Annotated in this window: 12 protein-coding genes and 1 tRNA gene; 8 read left to right on the plus strand and 5 right to left on the minus strand. The window is 64.4% G+C overall.

What is annotated here, in order from left to right:
* Position 1: 1 nt before the first annotated feature.
* Both gap and tkt read right to left on the minus strand, forming a co-directional pair.
* Positions 2–1,009, minus strand: a complete 1,008-nt coding sequence (gene gap, locus ACSYDV_RS09970; protein ID WP_438323633.1) for a type I glyceraldehyde-3-phosphate dehydrogenase — start codon at positions 1,007–1,009, stop codon at positions 2–4.
* A gap of 36 nt (positions 1,010–1,045) precedes the next feature.
* Complete coding sequence (tkt, locus tag ACSYDV_RS09975) at positions 1,046–3,013, minus strand: transketolase (protein WP_438323634.1); 1,968 nt, start codon at positions 3,011–3,013, stop codon at positions 1,046–1,048.
* Between the two features lie 180 nt (positions 3,014–3,193).
* On the opposite strand from tkt, the gene ACSYDV_RS09980 reads away from it, so the two are divergent.
* From ACSYDV_RS09980 to ACSYDV_RS09995, 4 genes are all read left to right on the plus strand, one after another.
* The gene (locus tag ACSYDV_RS09980) at positions 3,194–3,400 is read left to right on the plus strand and encodes a hypothetical protein (RefSeq protein ID WP_438323635.1); all 207 of its coding nucleotides are present in this window, start codon (positions 3,194–3,196) and stop codon (positions 3,398–3,400) included.
* Positions 3,393–3,839, plus strand: coding sequence for a cell division protein ZapA (locus ACSYDV_RS09985; protein WP_438323636.1), 447 nt, complete (start codon positions 3,393–3,395; stop codon positions 3,837–3,839). The genes ACSYDV_RS09980 and ACSYDV_RS09985 overlap by 8 nt, the downstream gene beginning before the upstream one ends.
* A 262-nt stretch (positions 3,840–4,101) precedes the next feature.
* Complete coding sequence (locus tag ACSYDV_RS09990) at positions 4,102–4,695, plus strand: 5-formyltetrahydrofolate cyclo-ligase (protein ID WP_438323637.1); 594 nt, start codon at positions 4,102–4,104, stop codon at positions 4,693–4,695.
* On the plus strand, positions 4,692–4,922 hold the full coding sequence (locus ACSYDV_RS09995; protein ID WP_438323638.1) for a DUF2842 domain-containing protein: 231 nt from the start codon (positions 4,692–4,694) through the stop codon (positions 4,920–4,922). Before ACSYDV_RS09990 ends, ACSYDV_RS09995 begins: the two co-directional genes overlap by 4 nt.
* A gap of 198 nt (positions 4,923–5,120) precedes the next feature.
* Here the strand turns inward: ACSYDV_RS09995 and ACSYDV_RS10000 are convergent.
* Both ACSYDV_RS10000 and ACSYDV_RS10005 read right to left on the minus strand, forming a co-directional pair.
* A tRNA-Asp gene (locus ACSYDV_RS10000) sits at positions 5,121–5,197 on the minus strand.
* 43 nt (positions 5,198–5,240) lie between these two features.
* Positions 5,241–6,440 carry an AI-2E family transporter gene (locus ACSYDV_RS10005; RefSeq protein WP_438323639.1) on the minus strand — a complete coding sequence of 400 codons (1,200 nt, stop codon included), beginning with the start codon at positions 6,438–6,440 and terminating at the stop codon, positions 5,241–5,243.
* A 198-nt stretch (positions 6,441–6,638) separates the two neighbouring features.
* Here ACSYDV_RS10005 and ACSYDV_RS10010 point away from each other — a divergent pair, with 198 nt between their 5' ends.
* The 4 genes from ACSYDV_RS10010 (at position 6,639) to ACSYDV_RS10025 (ending at position 14,425) form a co-directional block, all read left to right on the plus strand.
* Complete coding sequence (locus ACSYDV_RS10010; protein ID WP_438323640.1) at positions 6,639–7,661, plus strand: hypothetical protein; 1,023 nt, start codon at positions 6,639–6,641, stop codon at positions 7,659–7,661.
* 11 nt (positions 7,662–7,672) lie between these two features.
* Positions 7,673–8,137 carry a hypothetical protein gene (locus tag ACSYDV_RS10015; RefSeq protein ID WP_438323641.1) on the plus strand — a complete coding sequence of 155 codons (465 nt, stop codon included), beginning with the start codon at positions 7,673–7,675 and terminating at the stop codon, positions 8,135–8,137.
* Between the two features lie 74 nt (positions 8,138–8,211).
* On the plus strand, positions 8,212–9,267 hold the full coding sequence (locus tag ACSYDV_RS10020; protein WP_438323642.1) for a hypothetical protein: 1,056 nt from the start codon (positions 8,212–8,214) through the stop codon (positions 9,265–9,267).
* A 70-nt stretch (positions 9,268–9,337) separates the two neighbouring features.
* Positions 9,338–14,425 carry a hypothetical protein gene (locus tag ACSYDV_RS10025; protein ID WP_438323643.1) on the plus strand — a complete coding sequence of 1,696 codons (5,088 nt, stop codon included), beginning with the start codon at positions 9,338–9,340 and terminating at the stop codon, positions 14,423–14,425.
* Positions 14,426–14,514: 89 nt separating this feature from the next.
* Here ACSYDV_RS10025 and ACSYDV_RS10030 read toward each other — a convergent pair.
* Positions 14,515–15,094, minus strand: a 580-nt coding sequence (locus tag ACSYDV_RS10030) for a dihydrolipoamide acetyltransferase family protein (RefSeq protein ID WP_438323644.1), incomplete at its 5' end; no start/stop codon positions are given.

The following is a 15,094-nucleotide window of genomic DNA, read 5'->3' on the forward strand; positions in this document are numbered from 1 at the left end:
TTCAGAGGAACTTGGCGATCACGCCCGCAGTGTCGATCATGCGGTTCGAGAAGCCCCATTCATTGTCGTACCAGCTGAGCACGCGCACCAGCTTGCCGTCGATTACGGCCGTTTCGAGCGCGTCGATGGTCGAGCTGTCCGCATTATGGTTGAAGTCGATCGAAACCAGCGGCTCTTCGGTATAGCCCAGCACGCCCTTGAGCGGACCTTCGGCAGCGGCCTTGAGCAGTGCGTTGACTTCTTCCTTCGTGGTGTCGCGCGACGGCGTGAAGGTCAGGTCGACGACCGAGACATTCGGGGTCGGAACGCGGATCGACGAACCGTCGAGCTTGCCCTTGAGTTCGGGCAGAACCAGACCAACGGCAACCGCCGCCCCGGTCGAGGTCGGGATCATCGACATCGCGGCAGCGCGGGCACGGCGCGGATCGTCGTGGATCTGGTCGAGGATCTTCTGGTCGTTGGTATAGGCGTGGATCGTGGTCATCAGGCCGCGCTCGATACCGATCGCCTCATGCAGCACCTTGGCGAAGGGCGCGAGACAGTTGGTGGTGCACGACGCGTTCGAGATGACCAGGTGATCGGCGGTGATCTTGTCTTCGTTGACGCCATAAACGACGGTCAGATCGACTTCCTTGGCAGGTGCCGAGATCAGCACGCGCTTCGCGCCGGCATCGAGATGCTTCTGACCGCCGGCCTTGTTGGTGAAGAAGCCGGTGCATTCCATCACAATGTCGACGCCGTTTGCGGCATGCGGCAATTTGGCGGGGTCACGCTCGGCAGTCACCTGAATGCGCTTGCCATTGATGATCAGGTCGTTGCCGTCGACTTCGACAGTGCCGTTGAAAGCGCCATGAACCGAGTCATTGCGGAGCAGACGGGCATTCGCCTTGGCATCGCCCAGATCGTTGATCGAGACCAGTTCGAGATCATGGTCGGCACGCTCCAGAATGGCGCGCGCCACGTTGCGGCCGATTCGGCCGAAACCGTTGATTGCGACTTTTACTGCCATATCGAAAAATCCTTTCTGAAGAGAGTATCGGTCGGCTTATGCGCCGAGCCGTGCCAGGATCCGGGGGGTGATCTTTTCGACTGTCAGGCCGAAATGATCGTAAAGATCGTCGATCGGTGCCGAAGCGCCGAAGCTGTCGATGCCGAAACGCAGGCCGTCGCGGCCGGTGTAGCGTTCCCAGCCAAAGGTCGCCCCCGCCTCGATCGAAACGGTCAGCACGTCCGCGGGCAAAACATCAGCCTGATAGGCGGCAGTCTGTTCGTCGAACAATTCGGTCGACACCATCGAAACGACGTCGGCGCCATGACCGGCGGCTTCGAGCTTGTCGGCGATATCGAGCGCCAGTGACACTTCCGAGCCCGTCGCGACGAGGACGACCTTGCGGTCGGCCGTCGCTCCGCGCAGACGATAACCGCCTTTCGCGCAAAGATTTTCGCTGACGTCATGACGCAACGCCGGAAGATTCTGGCGCGTCAGCGCGAGCAGTGAAGGCCGGTCGGCCTGTGCCAGCGCGAGCGCCCAGCATTCGGCGGTTTCGACCGCGTCGGCGGGGCGCATCACGAGCAGGTTCGGCATCGCGCGCAGCGATTGCAGATGCTCGATCGGCTGGTGCGTCGGACCGTCTTCGCCAAGCCCGATGCTGTCGTGCGTCATCACATAAACGACGCGCTGCTGCTGCAACGCCGACAGGCGGATCGCGCCGCGGCAATAATCGGCAAAGACGAGGAAGGTGCCGCCATAAGGAACGACGCCGCCGTGCAGCGCCATGCCGTTCATTGCAGCGGCCATGCCGAACTCGCGGATACCATAATAGATATAGCGACCCGAATAATCGTCTTTCGTCAGCGGCTTGGTCGACGAAGTCTTGGTGTTGTTCGAACCGGTCAGGTCGGCGCTTCCGCCGATCAGGGCCGGAATGTCGGCGGTCAGTGCGCCCAGCGTGTTTTCCGATGCCTTGCGCGTCGCTACCTTCGGCGGCTCGGCGACGAGACCGTCAAGATAGGCTTTGAACGCATCGCCCGGAACAATTTTGCTAGCGATCCGGTCAGAAAATTCCGTTTTCTTTTCGTTGCTTGCGAGACGAGCACCCCATTCGGAATGAAGCGCCTGACCGCGTGCGCCGAAACCGGCCCAAGTCGCCGCAATATCGGCGGGAATGACGAAGGGTTCGGACGTCCAGCCCAGCTCGTTGCGTGCAGCCGCAATCTCGTCGGCGCCCAGTGGCGAACCGTGGGTGGCCGAAGTGCCCTGCTTGTTCGGCGCGCCGAAACCGATGATCGTGCGGCACGCAATCAGCGACGGGCGCGGATCGGCGAGCGCGGCGTCGATCGCGCGGCGAATGTCTGCGGGATCATGCCCGTCGCAGCTTTCGACATGCCAGCCGGTCGCCGCATAGCGCGCCGCGACATCTTCGCTGCTCGACAGGTCGACCGATCCGTCGATGGTGATCTTGTTGTCGTCCCATAATACGGTCAGACGGCCGAGGCCCAGATGCCCGGCCAGACCGATGGCTTCATGGTTGATGCCTTCCATAAGGCAGCCATCGCCGGCGATGACCCAGGTGCGGTGATCAACCAGATCGTCGCCGTAGAGCGCGTTCAGGTGACGCTCGGCAATCGCCATGCCGACCGAGGTCGCGAGACCCTGACCCAGCGGCCCCGTCGTCGTTTCGACGCCTGCGAGCTCAAAATTCTCGGGATGCCCCGCGCAGGGGCTGCTCAGCTGGCGGAAATTGCGAATATCTTCGATCGTCGGCCGCGCATAACCCGCGAGGTGGAGCGTCGCATAAGCGAGCATCGAGCCATGGCCCGCCGAAAGGACGAATCGGTCGCGGTCGGCCCAATGCGGATCGGCCGGATCATATTTCAGATAGTCCGAATAAAGGACCGTCGCGACGTCGGCCATGCCCATGGGCATCCCCGGATGACCGCTGTTTGCGGCCTGTACGGCGTCCATCGCAAGTGCGCGGATGGCATTGGCGAGCTGACGTTCGGGCTGTGTCATTATTCCCCCGGAATGGATGGGTAAGCGCCCGGGCCCAAATAGACTCTGGGCGTCCGGATCGGATGCGGACAGCCCTTTGCGGCGCGGGGGTCAGGAGTCAACCGCTGGCGGCAGAAAATCGACGTATTTTGGACCGACAGGGCAATTGCACCCCCTCGGCTGCGCTGCTAACCCATGCATATGGAACTCGATCTCGACGAATCCAGCCTGGCCATCGGCCGCATCGAGCGCGCGCTCAGCCGCATCGAACGGGCTTTGACCGAGCGGGCCAATCGCCCCGCACCTCCCCCTGCGGCTCAGGAGGCCGACCAGTCGGCGCTGAAAGCCGAAGTCACCGCCGTCATCGGCGAACTCGATCGATTGATTGCGGAGGCCGATCGTGGCTGATGTCAAACTGACCATCGCCGGGCGCCCTTATGACGTCCATTGCGCCGACGGACAGGAATCGCAGCTGGTCCAGCTCGCATCGGTCGTCGATGAGAAGGCGCGCGGCATTCAGGGCGGAACCGAAGTGCGCCAATTGCTGTTCGCGGCACTGATGCTCGCCGACGAGGCGCAGGAGACCAGGGGCAAGATCGCAAAGGCCGAACCCCAGTCCGACTCGCTCCGCGCGGCGGTCGCGCTCGCGGAGAGCCGCGAGGCCACGGCACGCGACGAACTGCGCGCGGCGATCGAGCGCGAACAGGCGGCGCTCAAGGAACTCGAATCCATCAGGCAATCGGCGTCGGCCGCTCCCGCGCAAGTTCGCCCAGCACATGAGCGCGCACTGCTGCAAATCGCCGACCGGATCGAGGCGCTGGCCACGAAAGCCGAGCAATTGCCCTGAGCGCACCAGCCGCGCTCCAGCTTCCCCCTTGAGCGAGAGCGTTCGCGCCCCTACATAGGGGGCGGCGGGTTCTGCCCGGCACGAGCTTTTGCGAAAATCCCTGAGGCGATACATCATCCTAGGGAGCTGTCCCTGCCCGGACCCTGGTCCGACGCACATGGTTCCCACCTGACGTTACTGGCGTCAGAGGATCTTCCAGCAAACGACCTCGGTGGTCCCGCCAACCCATTCTGAACAATCCCGAGGAGGCCCGGAGAAGGCGATGCCCGACCTGTCCGCCGACCTCATTCAGCAAAAGCAGAAATTGCGCGAGAGGCTGCGTTTCCGCCGCCGCCATTTCGCTGCGAATCTCGACGAGATGACGCGACTCATCGCGTTCCGCGCGCCGCCGGCGCCACTTGCCGATATATTGAACGCGCACGGCGGCATCGGCGCCTACGCTGCATGCAGCGGCGAACCCGACATATTGCCGATGCTCGCGCCGTGGGGCGAAGAAGGCAAAATCGCCCTGCCCCATCACCCCGGCCGCATCGACACCATGACCTTTCGTCGCTGGCAAAGCGGCGACGCGTTGGTGAAGGGGCCGTGGGGCACGCCCCAACCCTCCGACACTGCAGAATCGACCAGCCCTGGCCTGATTCTCTGCCCGCTGGTCGGATTCGATCGCCATGGCGGACGGATCGGTCAGGGCGGCGGTCATTATGACCGCTATTTCGCCGCGCACCCTGCCGCCCTGCGGATCGGTATCGCCTGGTCGGTGCAGGAAGTGGACGCGGTGCCGTCCGAGTCAACGGACATCGCGCTCGACGCGGTGCTGACCGAACAAGAATTTGTCATCTGTGGAGACCGTCTGTGAGCAACGACCCCGCCCATCATCAGCCGACGTGGCGTAAGCCTGCCGGCATGGCCCTGATCCTGCTGCTGATCACGGTGTGGGCGGTCATCATCGTCAGCCTGTCGCCGTGGGTCGGCACATGGCACGTCCTGCTGCAGGGTGTTTTCTATCTGGTGACCGGGGTGATCTGGATCATGCCCCTGAAGCCGCTGCTCCGCTGGATGGAACTGGGCACCTGGCGCGATTAGGAATGGGGACTGCCTGGCGTGTCGAAGCGCGTCCTCCTATTACGGCAAGAACAGAGCTTCGACGCGAATGAATAAATTAGTGATGAGGGCCGTACTGACACCGCCATAGAGCGCGCGCCCTACGGCGCATCCAAGCACTTGCGATATCTGATATTCGAAAAGAGAGGCTGCGGCATTCCGGCCGAAATCGGCAGGGAATGGCGCGAGTGACGGGGCTCGAACCCGCGACCTCCGGCGTGACAGGCCGGCGCTCTAACCAACTGAGCTACACCCGCTTGCGCTTGGGAGCCGCGCCAATATGGCCCCCGCCCCGACCTGTCAACCGTCGCTTTCGGACTTCGTGCGATTTAAACGATCGCGCATCTCGTCAACGGCCGTCAATGTGCCCCGTTCGAACAGGAAGCCTCCCAAATCCGGAGTCCCTGTCGACTGCAAAACGGTCTGCAAAATCAACAGCAGCGGCACGGCCAGCAAAGCCCCCGGGGCACCCCACACCCAACCCCAGAAACTGAGCGAGACGAGAATCAGCAACGGATTGATCGTCAGACGCTTTCCCAGCACCAAAGGCGTGATCAAATTCGCCTCGACCGTATGGACGCCGATGAAGATGATTGCAGGCAATAGCGCGATACCGACGGCATCGAACGTCATCAGCCCGCCCAGCCCCAGCAGTACCGCGGCGACGATCGGGCCCAGATAGGGCACGAAATTGCACAGCGACACGATGCCGCCCCACATGAAGGGGGATGGCATACCCAGCGCCCACAGCATCAGCGCGACGGCGAGTCCCAGTATCGCGTTGATCATCGTGATCGTCGCCAGATAGTCGGCGGTCGCATCGACAACATTCTGGATCACCCGCGCTGTCTGCATCGCGCCGTCAAAGCTGCCGCGACGGCGAATCGTCCCCTTGCGCAGCCGGGTCCAGCCAGCGAGGAAGAAAAAGATCACCAGCACCGCAAAGAAAAGCTGGATCGCCGCGGCGGGGGCCGCCGAGATGAAATAGTCGAAGACCGACGTCGGCGCCGTCGCCGCCACCGCCTGCGCCGTCGCTTCGGTCCCGCTTGCCACTGAGGTCAGCGACCGATCGACGAATCGCTGCAGCGTCGAATAAAAATCGATCAGCGGCGCGAGGTTGCTTTGAATCCGCGGGATCGATTCGGGAAGCCGTGCGAACCAGCCCGTCGCCGGGACGACGATGATTGCCAGCGCGGCGTTGACCAGCATCAGGAAGGTGGTGAGCGAGAGGAAGGATGCGAGCCCCGACGGCACCCCGCGCCGCTCGAGCCATTCGAGCAGCGGCACCAGTGCGATGGCGATGACAATCGCAGCGGTTAGCGGCAGAAAAAACTCGGCGCCCGCCTGCAAGGCAAAGGGCAAACCGAGGCAAAGCGCCGCCCCCATGATCAGCGCAAGCGCGGCGAGCAGGCGGTCGCGGCGAAAATCGTCGATCTCGATCTGATGCAGCGGATTGACGCGCGGTGTGCGTGCTTCTTTCCCCGCCCTGTCTTCGGCCACCCCGTGCTTCTCCTGCGCAATTTGGTGCATCCTACGCGAGCTTTATCCGCCGCACCAGCACATGGATTTCGGCCGATTGGCGACGGGCCGCTGTCCCTCTTTGGGGCAGTCCCGGCAATTTCGTTCACGTCCTTAACCTGAAATTACCCTTTTTCTCCGATTGCGGACTTCAAGGACCAGCTATCGGAGTATCTCATCATGATGAAAGCGCCTGTGGGGGGCGCGAAGCATCATCGGCTTCTTCCCTCTTGTTCGTTTATCGGCCTGCTCGCCGCGCTCGCGCTGCCGGCACCGGCCCAGGCACAGACGTCGCCGCCGCCCGCCACCCGTGCGGGCACGACGATCAGCAACACCGCAACCGCGACCTTCGATGCCGGGGGCGGCGCTCAAACGGTGGATTCAAACCGCGTCGACCTGCTCGTCGACGAATTGCTCGACGTCACCGTCGCGTCGAACAATCCGACCGATGTTCCGACGACGCCCGGCTCGACCGGTCAGGTGCTGAGTTTCCGCGTTACCAACACCGGTAATGGCCCCGAGAATTTCGCGCTGAACACGATCGCCAATGCCGGCGGTGACAATTATGATCCCGCCGTCACCCAAATCTATATCGACGCCAACGGCGACAACGCGTTCGATGCCAATATCGATACGCTCTATACGCCCGGCACCGGCGATCCGCTGCTCCAGCCGGAGACCGCCATCACGGTTTTCGTCGTCGCAACCACGCCCGGTACAGTCGTCGACGGCAATCGCGGTATTGTCAGTCTTGTTGCTGCGGCCAAGACCGGCACCGGCGCGCCGGGTTACAGCTTTGCCGGTCAGGGCGAAGGCGGCGGCGACGCGGTGGTCGGCTCGACCGGCGCCGATGCCGACGACGATGGCGCTTTCATCGTATCGGCCGCTACGGTCACGCTCGTCAAATCGGCGGCGGTGACCAACGCCCTCGGCACGACCGATCCGGTCCCGGGCGCGACGATCACCTATACGATCGTCGCAACCGTCGCGGGCAGCGGATCGGTCAGCGGCCTCGCGATTACCGACAATATTCCGCCGAACACGCGCTACGCCCCCGGATCGATCACCCTCGGCGGCGGGGCGCTGTCCGACGCGTCCGACGCCGACGCCGGCGATTACAATGGCACGCGGATCAATGTCGCGCTCGGCACCGTCGCCGGCGGCCAGACCCGCACCGTCACCTTCCGCACCACAATCCAATGATGGAGAAGTCCATGCGTACCACCCTTGTCCTGCTTTTGACCGCGCTCCTGCCCGGTCAGGCGCTCGCCGCCAATCAGGTCGCGCTTAATAACAGCGTGTTCGTCGAACGCGTCTCGACCGACGCCGCCGGCAAGCAGCGCGTCCTGCTCGAGGAACCCAAAGTCGTCGTGCCGGGCGACCGCCTCGTCTTCGTGCTCGACTATCGCAATGCCGGCGCCCAGCCCGCCGACAAATTCGTGATCACCAATCCGATGCCGTCGGCGGTTCGCTTCGCCGATGCGGGGAACACGCAATCGCTCGTCTCGGTCGATGGCGGCAAGCAGTGGGGACTGCTTTCCGCCCTGACCGTTGCGATGGCCGACGGCACCCGCCGGGCCGCGCAACCCGCCGACGTCACGCACGTCCGCTGGGCATTTCAAAAGCCGATACCCGTTGGAGGGTCCGGCAAGCTCATGTTCCGGGGAGTCGTCAAATAACTCTTTAAAACAAGCCGCTTAACGGCTGCCGGCGGTGGGGATCAGGCAGCCAGTCCATGTCCAGGAGCTCAGCTATGACCAGTAAGCTGAACTATATGGGCCTCGGTATGGCGGCATGCGCAAGCATCGCCGCAACCCCGGCATTCGCCAATGGGACGACCGCAGGCACATCAATCACCAATACCGCAACCGTCGATTATCAGGTCGGCGGCGTCGCCCAGGGGCAGCAAAGCGCCTCGAACAGCTTCGTCGTCGATCGCAAGGTCAATCTGCTCGTCGAAGAAGTCGGTAACGCGACCACCGAGGTCTCACCGGGCCAAACCAGCGCAGTGACCACGTTCCAGTTGACCAACAGCTCGAACGAGGTCCTCGATTTCCTGCTCACGGCGTCGCAGATTACGGGCGGGACCGCCACGCACGGCGGCACCGATACGTTCAATGCGTCCAATATCCGCATTTATCGCGACGCGGCGACCGGGACGGTGGGCAGCTATGACGTGGGCGACGCGCTCGTCACCTATATCGACGAACTCGCGACCGACACGCCGATCCGGCTGTTCGTCGTCGCCGACATTCCTGCGGGTCTTCCCACCGGGGCGGTCGCGGGCATCCAGCTTCGCGCCACTGCGCTCGAAGGCGGCACGGCGGGAACGCAAGGTGCGGCGGTCACGCAAACCGCGGGCGCCAACACGGCGGGCAAGGATACCGTCTTTGCCGATGGCGTCGGCGTCAATGACGCCAACCGCGACGCCTCGCACAGCGATGCCGACGACTATACGGTCAAGACGGCGACCCTGACCGTCACCAAATCGAGCCGCGTCGTTTCGGACCCGTTCAACGGCACAACCAACCCGAAACTGATACCGGGCGCCACGGTCGAATATTGCATTGCCGTGGCGAACGCCGCGGGAGGCGCCGATGCGACCGCTGTCGCAATCAACGACAGCGTGCCGGGGCAACTCGCCTTCGTCGCGGGGTCGATCCGGCTGAACGGGACCGTCACAGGCGGCACCTGCAACGCCGACGGTGCGACTGGGGGCAGCTATGCCGCGCCCGTCGTGTCGGGGACGATCGCGACAATCGCTGCGGGCGCTGCGCGCACGCTGATCTTCCAGGCCCTCGTCAACTGATCGGCGTACCGAAGGGGGCAGAGGGCGCGGGCTGAACAGGCCGCCACCGCTGCCCCCTTCGGGGCTTGCCATGCGCATCACCCGAACACTTCGGACCCTCGCGACCACGCTGGTTGCGGCAGCGATGCTGCCTGCGACAACCACGGCGCACGCGCAGGTGATTTCCAACACCGCTGCGGCGCGCTGGATTCAGGGCGCCAATGGCGGGGAGACGCTGTCGAATCGCGTCGACGTGACGGTGAAAGAACGGCCGTCCGAAGCGCCGACGATCGCCACCTATCGGATCGTCGACCGCGGCGGCGACAAGTCGGCGCCACTTGCCCCGACGCCGTGCGGCAACAGCAACGCGCGCGGCGGCGGCTTGATCCAGCTTGGCGGCGCCTACACCGGCCTCGCGACAAACCCTGCATCGCTGCAAAGCAGCAGCAGCTTCCGCGCGGGGGAAATGCTGGTCGTCGGCGTCACACTCGCCTCTGCCAATGTCGATGCGCAGCAGCGCGACGCCCTGCCCGTCACGCTCGAACTCGAAAACGGCGACCGCGAGCAGATCACGCTCACCGAAACCGCGGCGAACAGCGGCGAGTTCATCGGCATCATCAACACGATTGGCGTTCCACCTGCGGTCGTGGCGGGCGACTGCCGTCTGTCGGTCACCCCCGGCGCGCCCTTGACACTGAAGGTCGCCGACCGGGCGAACGCCAGCCTCGTCGCGCTCGCCAAGATCGACTTTCTCGTCGACCCGTTCGGGATCGTTTTCGACAGCGGCGACGGCGCTCCGGTAGCGGGAAGCCGCGTCACGATCGTCGATGCAGCAACAGGCCAGCCCGCGCAGGTCTTCGGCGACGACGGCATCTCATCCTATCCCGCCAGCATGATCACCGGACAGAGCGTCACCGACTCAAGCGGCATCGTCTATAATTTCCCGGCGGGCGATTACCGCTTCCCCTTTGTTGCTCCCGGCACATATCGCCTCGTCGTCGAGCCGCCGTCACCCTTCACCGCACCCTCGAAGTCGAGCCCAGCCGATCTGACGGGTCTGCGCCGTCCCGACGACGGCCTTCCCTTCACGATCACCGCTGCAAGCTATGGCGATATCTTCACCCTCGACAGCCCGGCCCCCGTCCGCGTCGACATCCCCGTCGACCAGCCCGGCCTGCCGCTGATCCTGCGCAAGACGACCTCGACGCAGGTCGCAGTGCCCGGCGACGTGGTCCAGTATCGCATCGAAGTCGCGAACCGCGACACGCGCCGCAGCACAGGGTCCGTGACAGTGCGCGACATATTGCCCGCCGGAATGCGCCTGCGCGCCGACACCGTGCGCGCCGATGGCGTCCGCGTCACCGCCGATGCCCGCGCCAACGGCCGCGAATTCGCGGTTACCCTGCCCGCCATCGCTCCGGCTCGTTCGATCCTGCTCACCTATCTCGCTGAAGTCCTTGTGTCGGCGCAGCCCGGCAACGCGCTCAACAGTGCCACCGCCACCGACAATCGCGGTTCGACCAGCAATGTCACCGAGGCGACGATCGCGATCAAACGCGACCAGCTCGGCGACCGGATGACGATCATCGGCCGGATCACCGACGGCGGCTGCGGCGTCGATCCGGGCAAAGCAAACGGCATCGCTGGCGTGCGCGTGATGCTGCAGGACGGCAGTTACACCGTTACCGACCCCGACGGCCGCTATCACTTCGAGGGGGTGCGCCCCGGCCTGCATGTCGTCCAGATCGACCCGTCGACCTTGCCCCTCGACCGCGAAGCGATCGATTGCGCGCGCTCAACGCAAAGCGCCGGCAGCGCGATCTCGCGCTTCGTCGAGGGTCGCGGCGGCGCCTTGAAGCGCGCCGATTTCCGTGCCCGCGCGGCCGCACCGCGCGCCGCGCCGACCACGGCGACGATCGAGGCGCCGGTGATTCTCACCGACCCCGATGCTGCAGGCGCCAATCGCGACTGGCTGGCGGGCCAGACGCCGGGCATCGCGTGGCTGTTTCCCGATCTCGACCACAATCCGCGCGCCAAATCGGTCCGCGCTGCGATCAAGCACGCGCCGGGCCAGACCGTCGCGCTGTCGATCAATGGCAAGCCGGTCGATCCGCTGACCTACGAAGGCATCAGCAAATCGGCCGACGGAAACGTGGCGGTCAGCCTGTGGCGCGGCATCGAAATTCGCGAAGGCGAGAACAGCCTGGTTGCGGTCGTAAAGGATGCGGACGGCGCGACGATCGAAACGCTCGAACGGCCGGTCCATTATTCGATCACCCCGATGCGTGCAGAGTTGGTCCGCGAAAAATCGGTTCTGATCGCCGACGGCGTGACGCGCCCGGTAATCGCGGTGCGCCTGACCGATCGCGACGGCAAGCCCGTGCGTCATGGCCTGACCGGCGATTTCAGCGTACCCGCACCCTATTATCCCGCCGTCGAAGCCGACGCGCAGCAGGCACGCCAGCTCGCCGGCCTCGAGCGCGCGCAACCGGTGTGGAAGATCGATGGCGACGACGGCATCGCCACTATCGAGCTGGAGCCGACGACCGCTTCGGGCACGCTCGCGATGGATTTCACCTTCCGCGACGACAAGGTGACGCGCAAACAGACGATCGAAACCTGGCTCGATCCCGGCAATCGCCCGTGGACCGTCGTCGGCTTCGCGGCAGGGACACTGGGCTACAACACGCTCGACGACCGGATGGAGCCGGTGGCGGAAACGCTGGACGACCTCAATGCCGATGCGCGCCTCGCGCTTTATGCCAAGGGCCGCGTGCGCGGCAAATGGCTGATGACGCTCGCCTATGACAGCGACAAGGAAAAGGACGATGCGCGGTTCAGCGGCGTGATCGATCCGCGCGCCTATTACACCATCTATGCCGACCGCAACGAGACCCGCTATGACGCGGCCTCGGTGCGCAAGCTCTATCTCCGCCTCGAACGCCCGCAATTCTATGCGATGTTCGGCGATATCGAGACCGGCATTTCAGAACCGCAGCTCGCCCGCTACCAGCGCGCGCTGAACGGCGGCAAGGCCGAGTATCGCGGCCGCAATGTCGCCGCGACCGCGTTCGTCGCCGACACCCCCTATCGCTTCCGCCGTGACGAAATCCAGGGCAATGGCCTGACCGGCCCCTATCAGCTCGGCGCGAAGGATATCTTGCCGAACAGCGAACGGATCGTCATCGAAACGCGCGACCGCCTGCACAGCGAACGGATCATCGACAGCGTCAGCCTGTCGCGCCATGTCGACTACGACATCGATTATCTGTCAGGCACGATCCGTTTTCGCGAGCCCGTGCTCAGCCGGTCGTCAAACCTTGATCCGCAGTTCATCGTCGCCGAATATGAGGTCGATGGCGTCGGCCAGCGTGTGCTCAACGCCGGCGGCCGCGTCAGCTATCAATCGACCGATGAAAGAGTGCGCGTCGGTGCGACGTTCATCCATGATGAGGACGGCAACGCGAAAACCAATCTCGGCGGCGTCGATGCCCGCTATCGTCCCGACATTGATACCGAGGTTCGCGCCGAGCTCGCCGTCAGCGACGCCAAGGCGGTGAATGGCGGGGCGGCCGCCGCCGGCTCCGCCAAGGCATGGTTGATCGAGGCCGAGCATCACAGCAGCAACGCCGATTTCCTCGCCTATGTCCGGACACGCGAAACGGGCTTCGGCACCGGCCAGCTCAACAGCGGCGAAAACGGCACGCGCAAATTTGGCGTCGATGCGCGGCTGCGCGCAACGCGCAAGCTCTCGCTGACCGGCAGCGCGTGGCAGGAAGATTATCTCGACACCGGCGCACGCCGTCGCGCCGCGCGCGCGCTCGTCGAATATGACAATGGCACCAGTGTCGCACGCGCTGGACTGACTCACGCCGACGACCGGCTGAGCGACGGCATGCGTAACACATCGAACATCGTTCAGCTTGGTGCGACCCAGCGCCTGATGAACAAACGCCTCGAACTCGATGCACAGACCGAATTCGCCTTGGGCGGGAAGGATGCGAGCGTCGATTTCCCGACTCGCCACCGCCTCGGCGCGCGCTATGCGATCACCCGCGATATCAATCTGGTTGGCAGCTATGAAATCGCCGACGGCGACACGGTCAAGGCACGCACCGCGCGGCTCGGCTTCGACCTCTCACCATGGGCTGGGGGGCGCCTGCTCGCGACCGCGAACCAGCAGGAGATCGGCGAATATGGCCCGCGCAGCTTCGCCGCTTACGGCCTGTCGCAGTCGCTACGGCTCGGGACACGCTGGTCGATCGATATCTCTGTCGACGGCAATCGTACGATCGGCGGGGTGCGCGCAAAGGATGTGCTCAATCCCGATCACCCGGTGGCGTCGGGCGGTTTTCTCGGAGGCAATGGCACTCTGACCGAGGATTTCCTCGCGATCAGCACCGGCGCCACATATCGCGCGGACCGCTGGACCTTCACGGGCCGCGCCGAATATCGCGACGGTGAACTCGCCAATCGTACCGGCCTGACGCTTGGCGGCCTCCGCCAGCTCGGCGAGGGCCGCGCTCTAGGGGCACTTTTTACCTACGCCAGGGCGAGCGGCAGCGGCGCGGTGCCGACGACCGAGGTGATCCAGTTAGAGATGAGCTGGGCGCACCGTCCCGCCGCGTCGCGCGTGTCGTGGCTCAACAAAAGCGAGCTTCGTTCAGACAAGGTGCGCGGCGCAATCGCGGGTCAGTCCGGCCCGATCGGCGGCGGCGCGCTGACGATCGACGGCGATGCGACGAGCCGCCGTCTGCTCAACAGCCTGTCGGTGAACTGGGCCCCGCTCGGCGAGCGCGGCGGGGACGGTATGTGGTACGAGCGCGCGGAAATCGGCTTCTTTTGGGGCACCCGCTATAATTTCGACCGCTTCGGCGCCGATGATGTGCAGGGTTGGTCGAACCTGATCGGCGCCGACCTCCGCTTCAATCTGAGCGAGCATATCGATGTCGGCGCCTCGGGCACCGCACGCGTCGGCACCGACGCCGATACCGTAAGCTGGGCGGGCGGACCGACCGTGACGCTGGCGCCGATGAAAAACGCCAACATCAGTTTCGGCTATAATTTCGCGGGCTTCCACGATCGCGATTTCGAGGAAGCGCGTTATTCGCGTTCGGGCGCCTATGTGACCTTCAAGCTGAAGTTCGACCAGACGAGTTTCGCTGGGCTGGGGCTTTAGACCAGCCGTCGCCCCCGCGAAGGCGGGGGCCGCCATCGGCCTAGCGCAAGGTTGCCAGCGGCCCCCGCCTTCGCGGGGGCGACGGGTTATCAGTCCGCGAACAGCAGCACCGGCGTTTCGACCAGCTTCTTGAGCGCCTGAACATAGCTTGCGGCATCCCAGCCATCGACGACGCGGTGGTCGCAGCTGATCGACAGGTTCATCAGCTTGGCGCGGCGGATCTCGTCGCCGTCAAAGACCGGACGTTCGACGATCTTGTTCGGACCGATGATCGCGACCTCGGGCCTGTTGATCACCGGCGTCGTCGCAATCCCGCCGAGCGGGCCGAGCGAGGTTATCGTCAGCGTCGAGCCCGACAGCTCGTCTACCTTTGCCTTGCCGGTGCGCGCAGCTTCCGCGAGACGCCCGATCTCGCTCGCGAGTTGCCAGACATTCATGTCCTGCGCATCGCGGATCACCGGGACCATGAGCCCCGCGTCGGTCTGCGTCGCCATGCCGAGGTGCACCGCGCCATGGCGCGTCACGATACCGGCCTCGTCGTCATAGCGCGCGTTGATCATCGGGAATTGGGGAATGGTGCGGCAGATGGCGACGATCAGGAAGGGCAGCATCGTCAGCTTGGGCCGTCCGCCACGGTTCGAATTGAGGTCGGCGCGCATCTCTTCGAGT

The organism is Sphingopyxis selenitireducens (assembly GCF_051550705.1).
Lineage (GTDB): Bacteria > Pseudomonadota > Alphaproteobacteria > Sphingomonadales > Sphingomonadaceae > Sphingopyxis.

Coding starts and splice junctions, on each gene's coding strand:
- gap (WP_438323633.1), bottom strand. CDS start 1,009: ATGGCAGTAAAAGTCGCAATCAACGGTTTCGGCCGAATCGGCCGCAAC.
- tkt (WP_438323634.1), bottom strand. CDS start 3,013: ATGACACAGCCCGAACGTCAGCTCGCCAATGCCATCCGCGCACTTGCG.
- ACSYDV_RS09980 (WP_438323635.1), top strand. CDS start 3,194: ATGGAACTCGATCTCGACGAATCCAGCCTGGCCATCGGCCGCATCGAG.
- ACSYDV_RS09990 (WP_438323637.1), top strand. CDS start 4,102: ATGCCCGACCTGTCCGCCGACCTCATTCAGCAAAAGCAGAAATTGCGC.
- ACSYDV_RS10010 (WP_438323640.1), top strand. CDS start 6,639: ATGATGAAAGCGCCTGTGGGGGGCGCGAAGCATCATCGGCTTCTTCCC.
- ACSYDV_RS10015 (WP_438323641.1), top strand. CDS start 7,673: ATGCGTACCACCCTTGTCCTGCTTTTGACCGCGCTCCTGCCCGGTCAG.
- ACSYDV_RS10020 (WP_438323642.1), top strand. CDS start 8,212: ATGACCAGTAAGCTGAACTATATGGGCCTCGGTATGGCGGCATGCGCA.
- ACSYDV_RS10025 (WP_438323643.1), top strand. CDS start 9,338: ATGCGCATCACCCGAACACTTCGGACCCTCGCGACCACGCTGGTTGCG.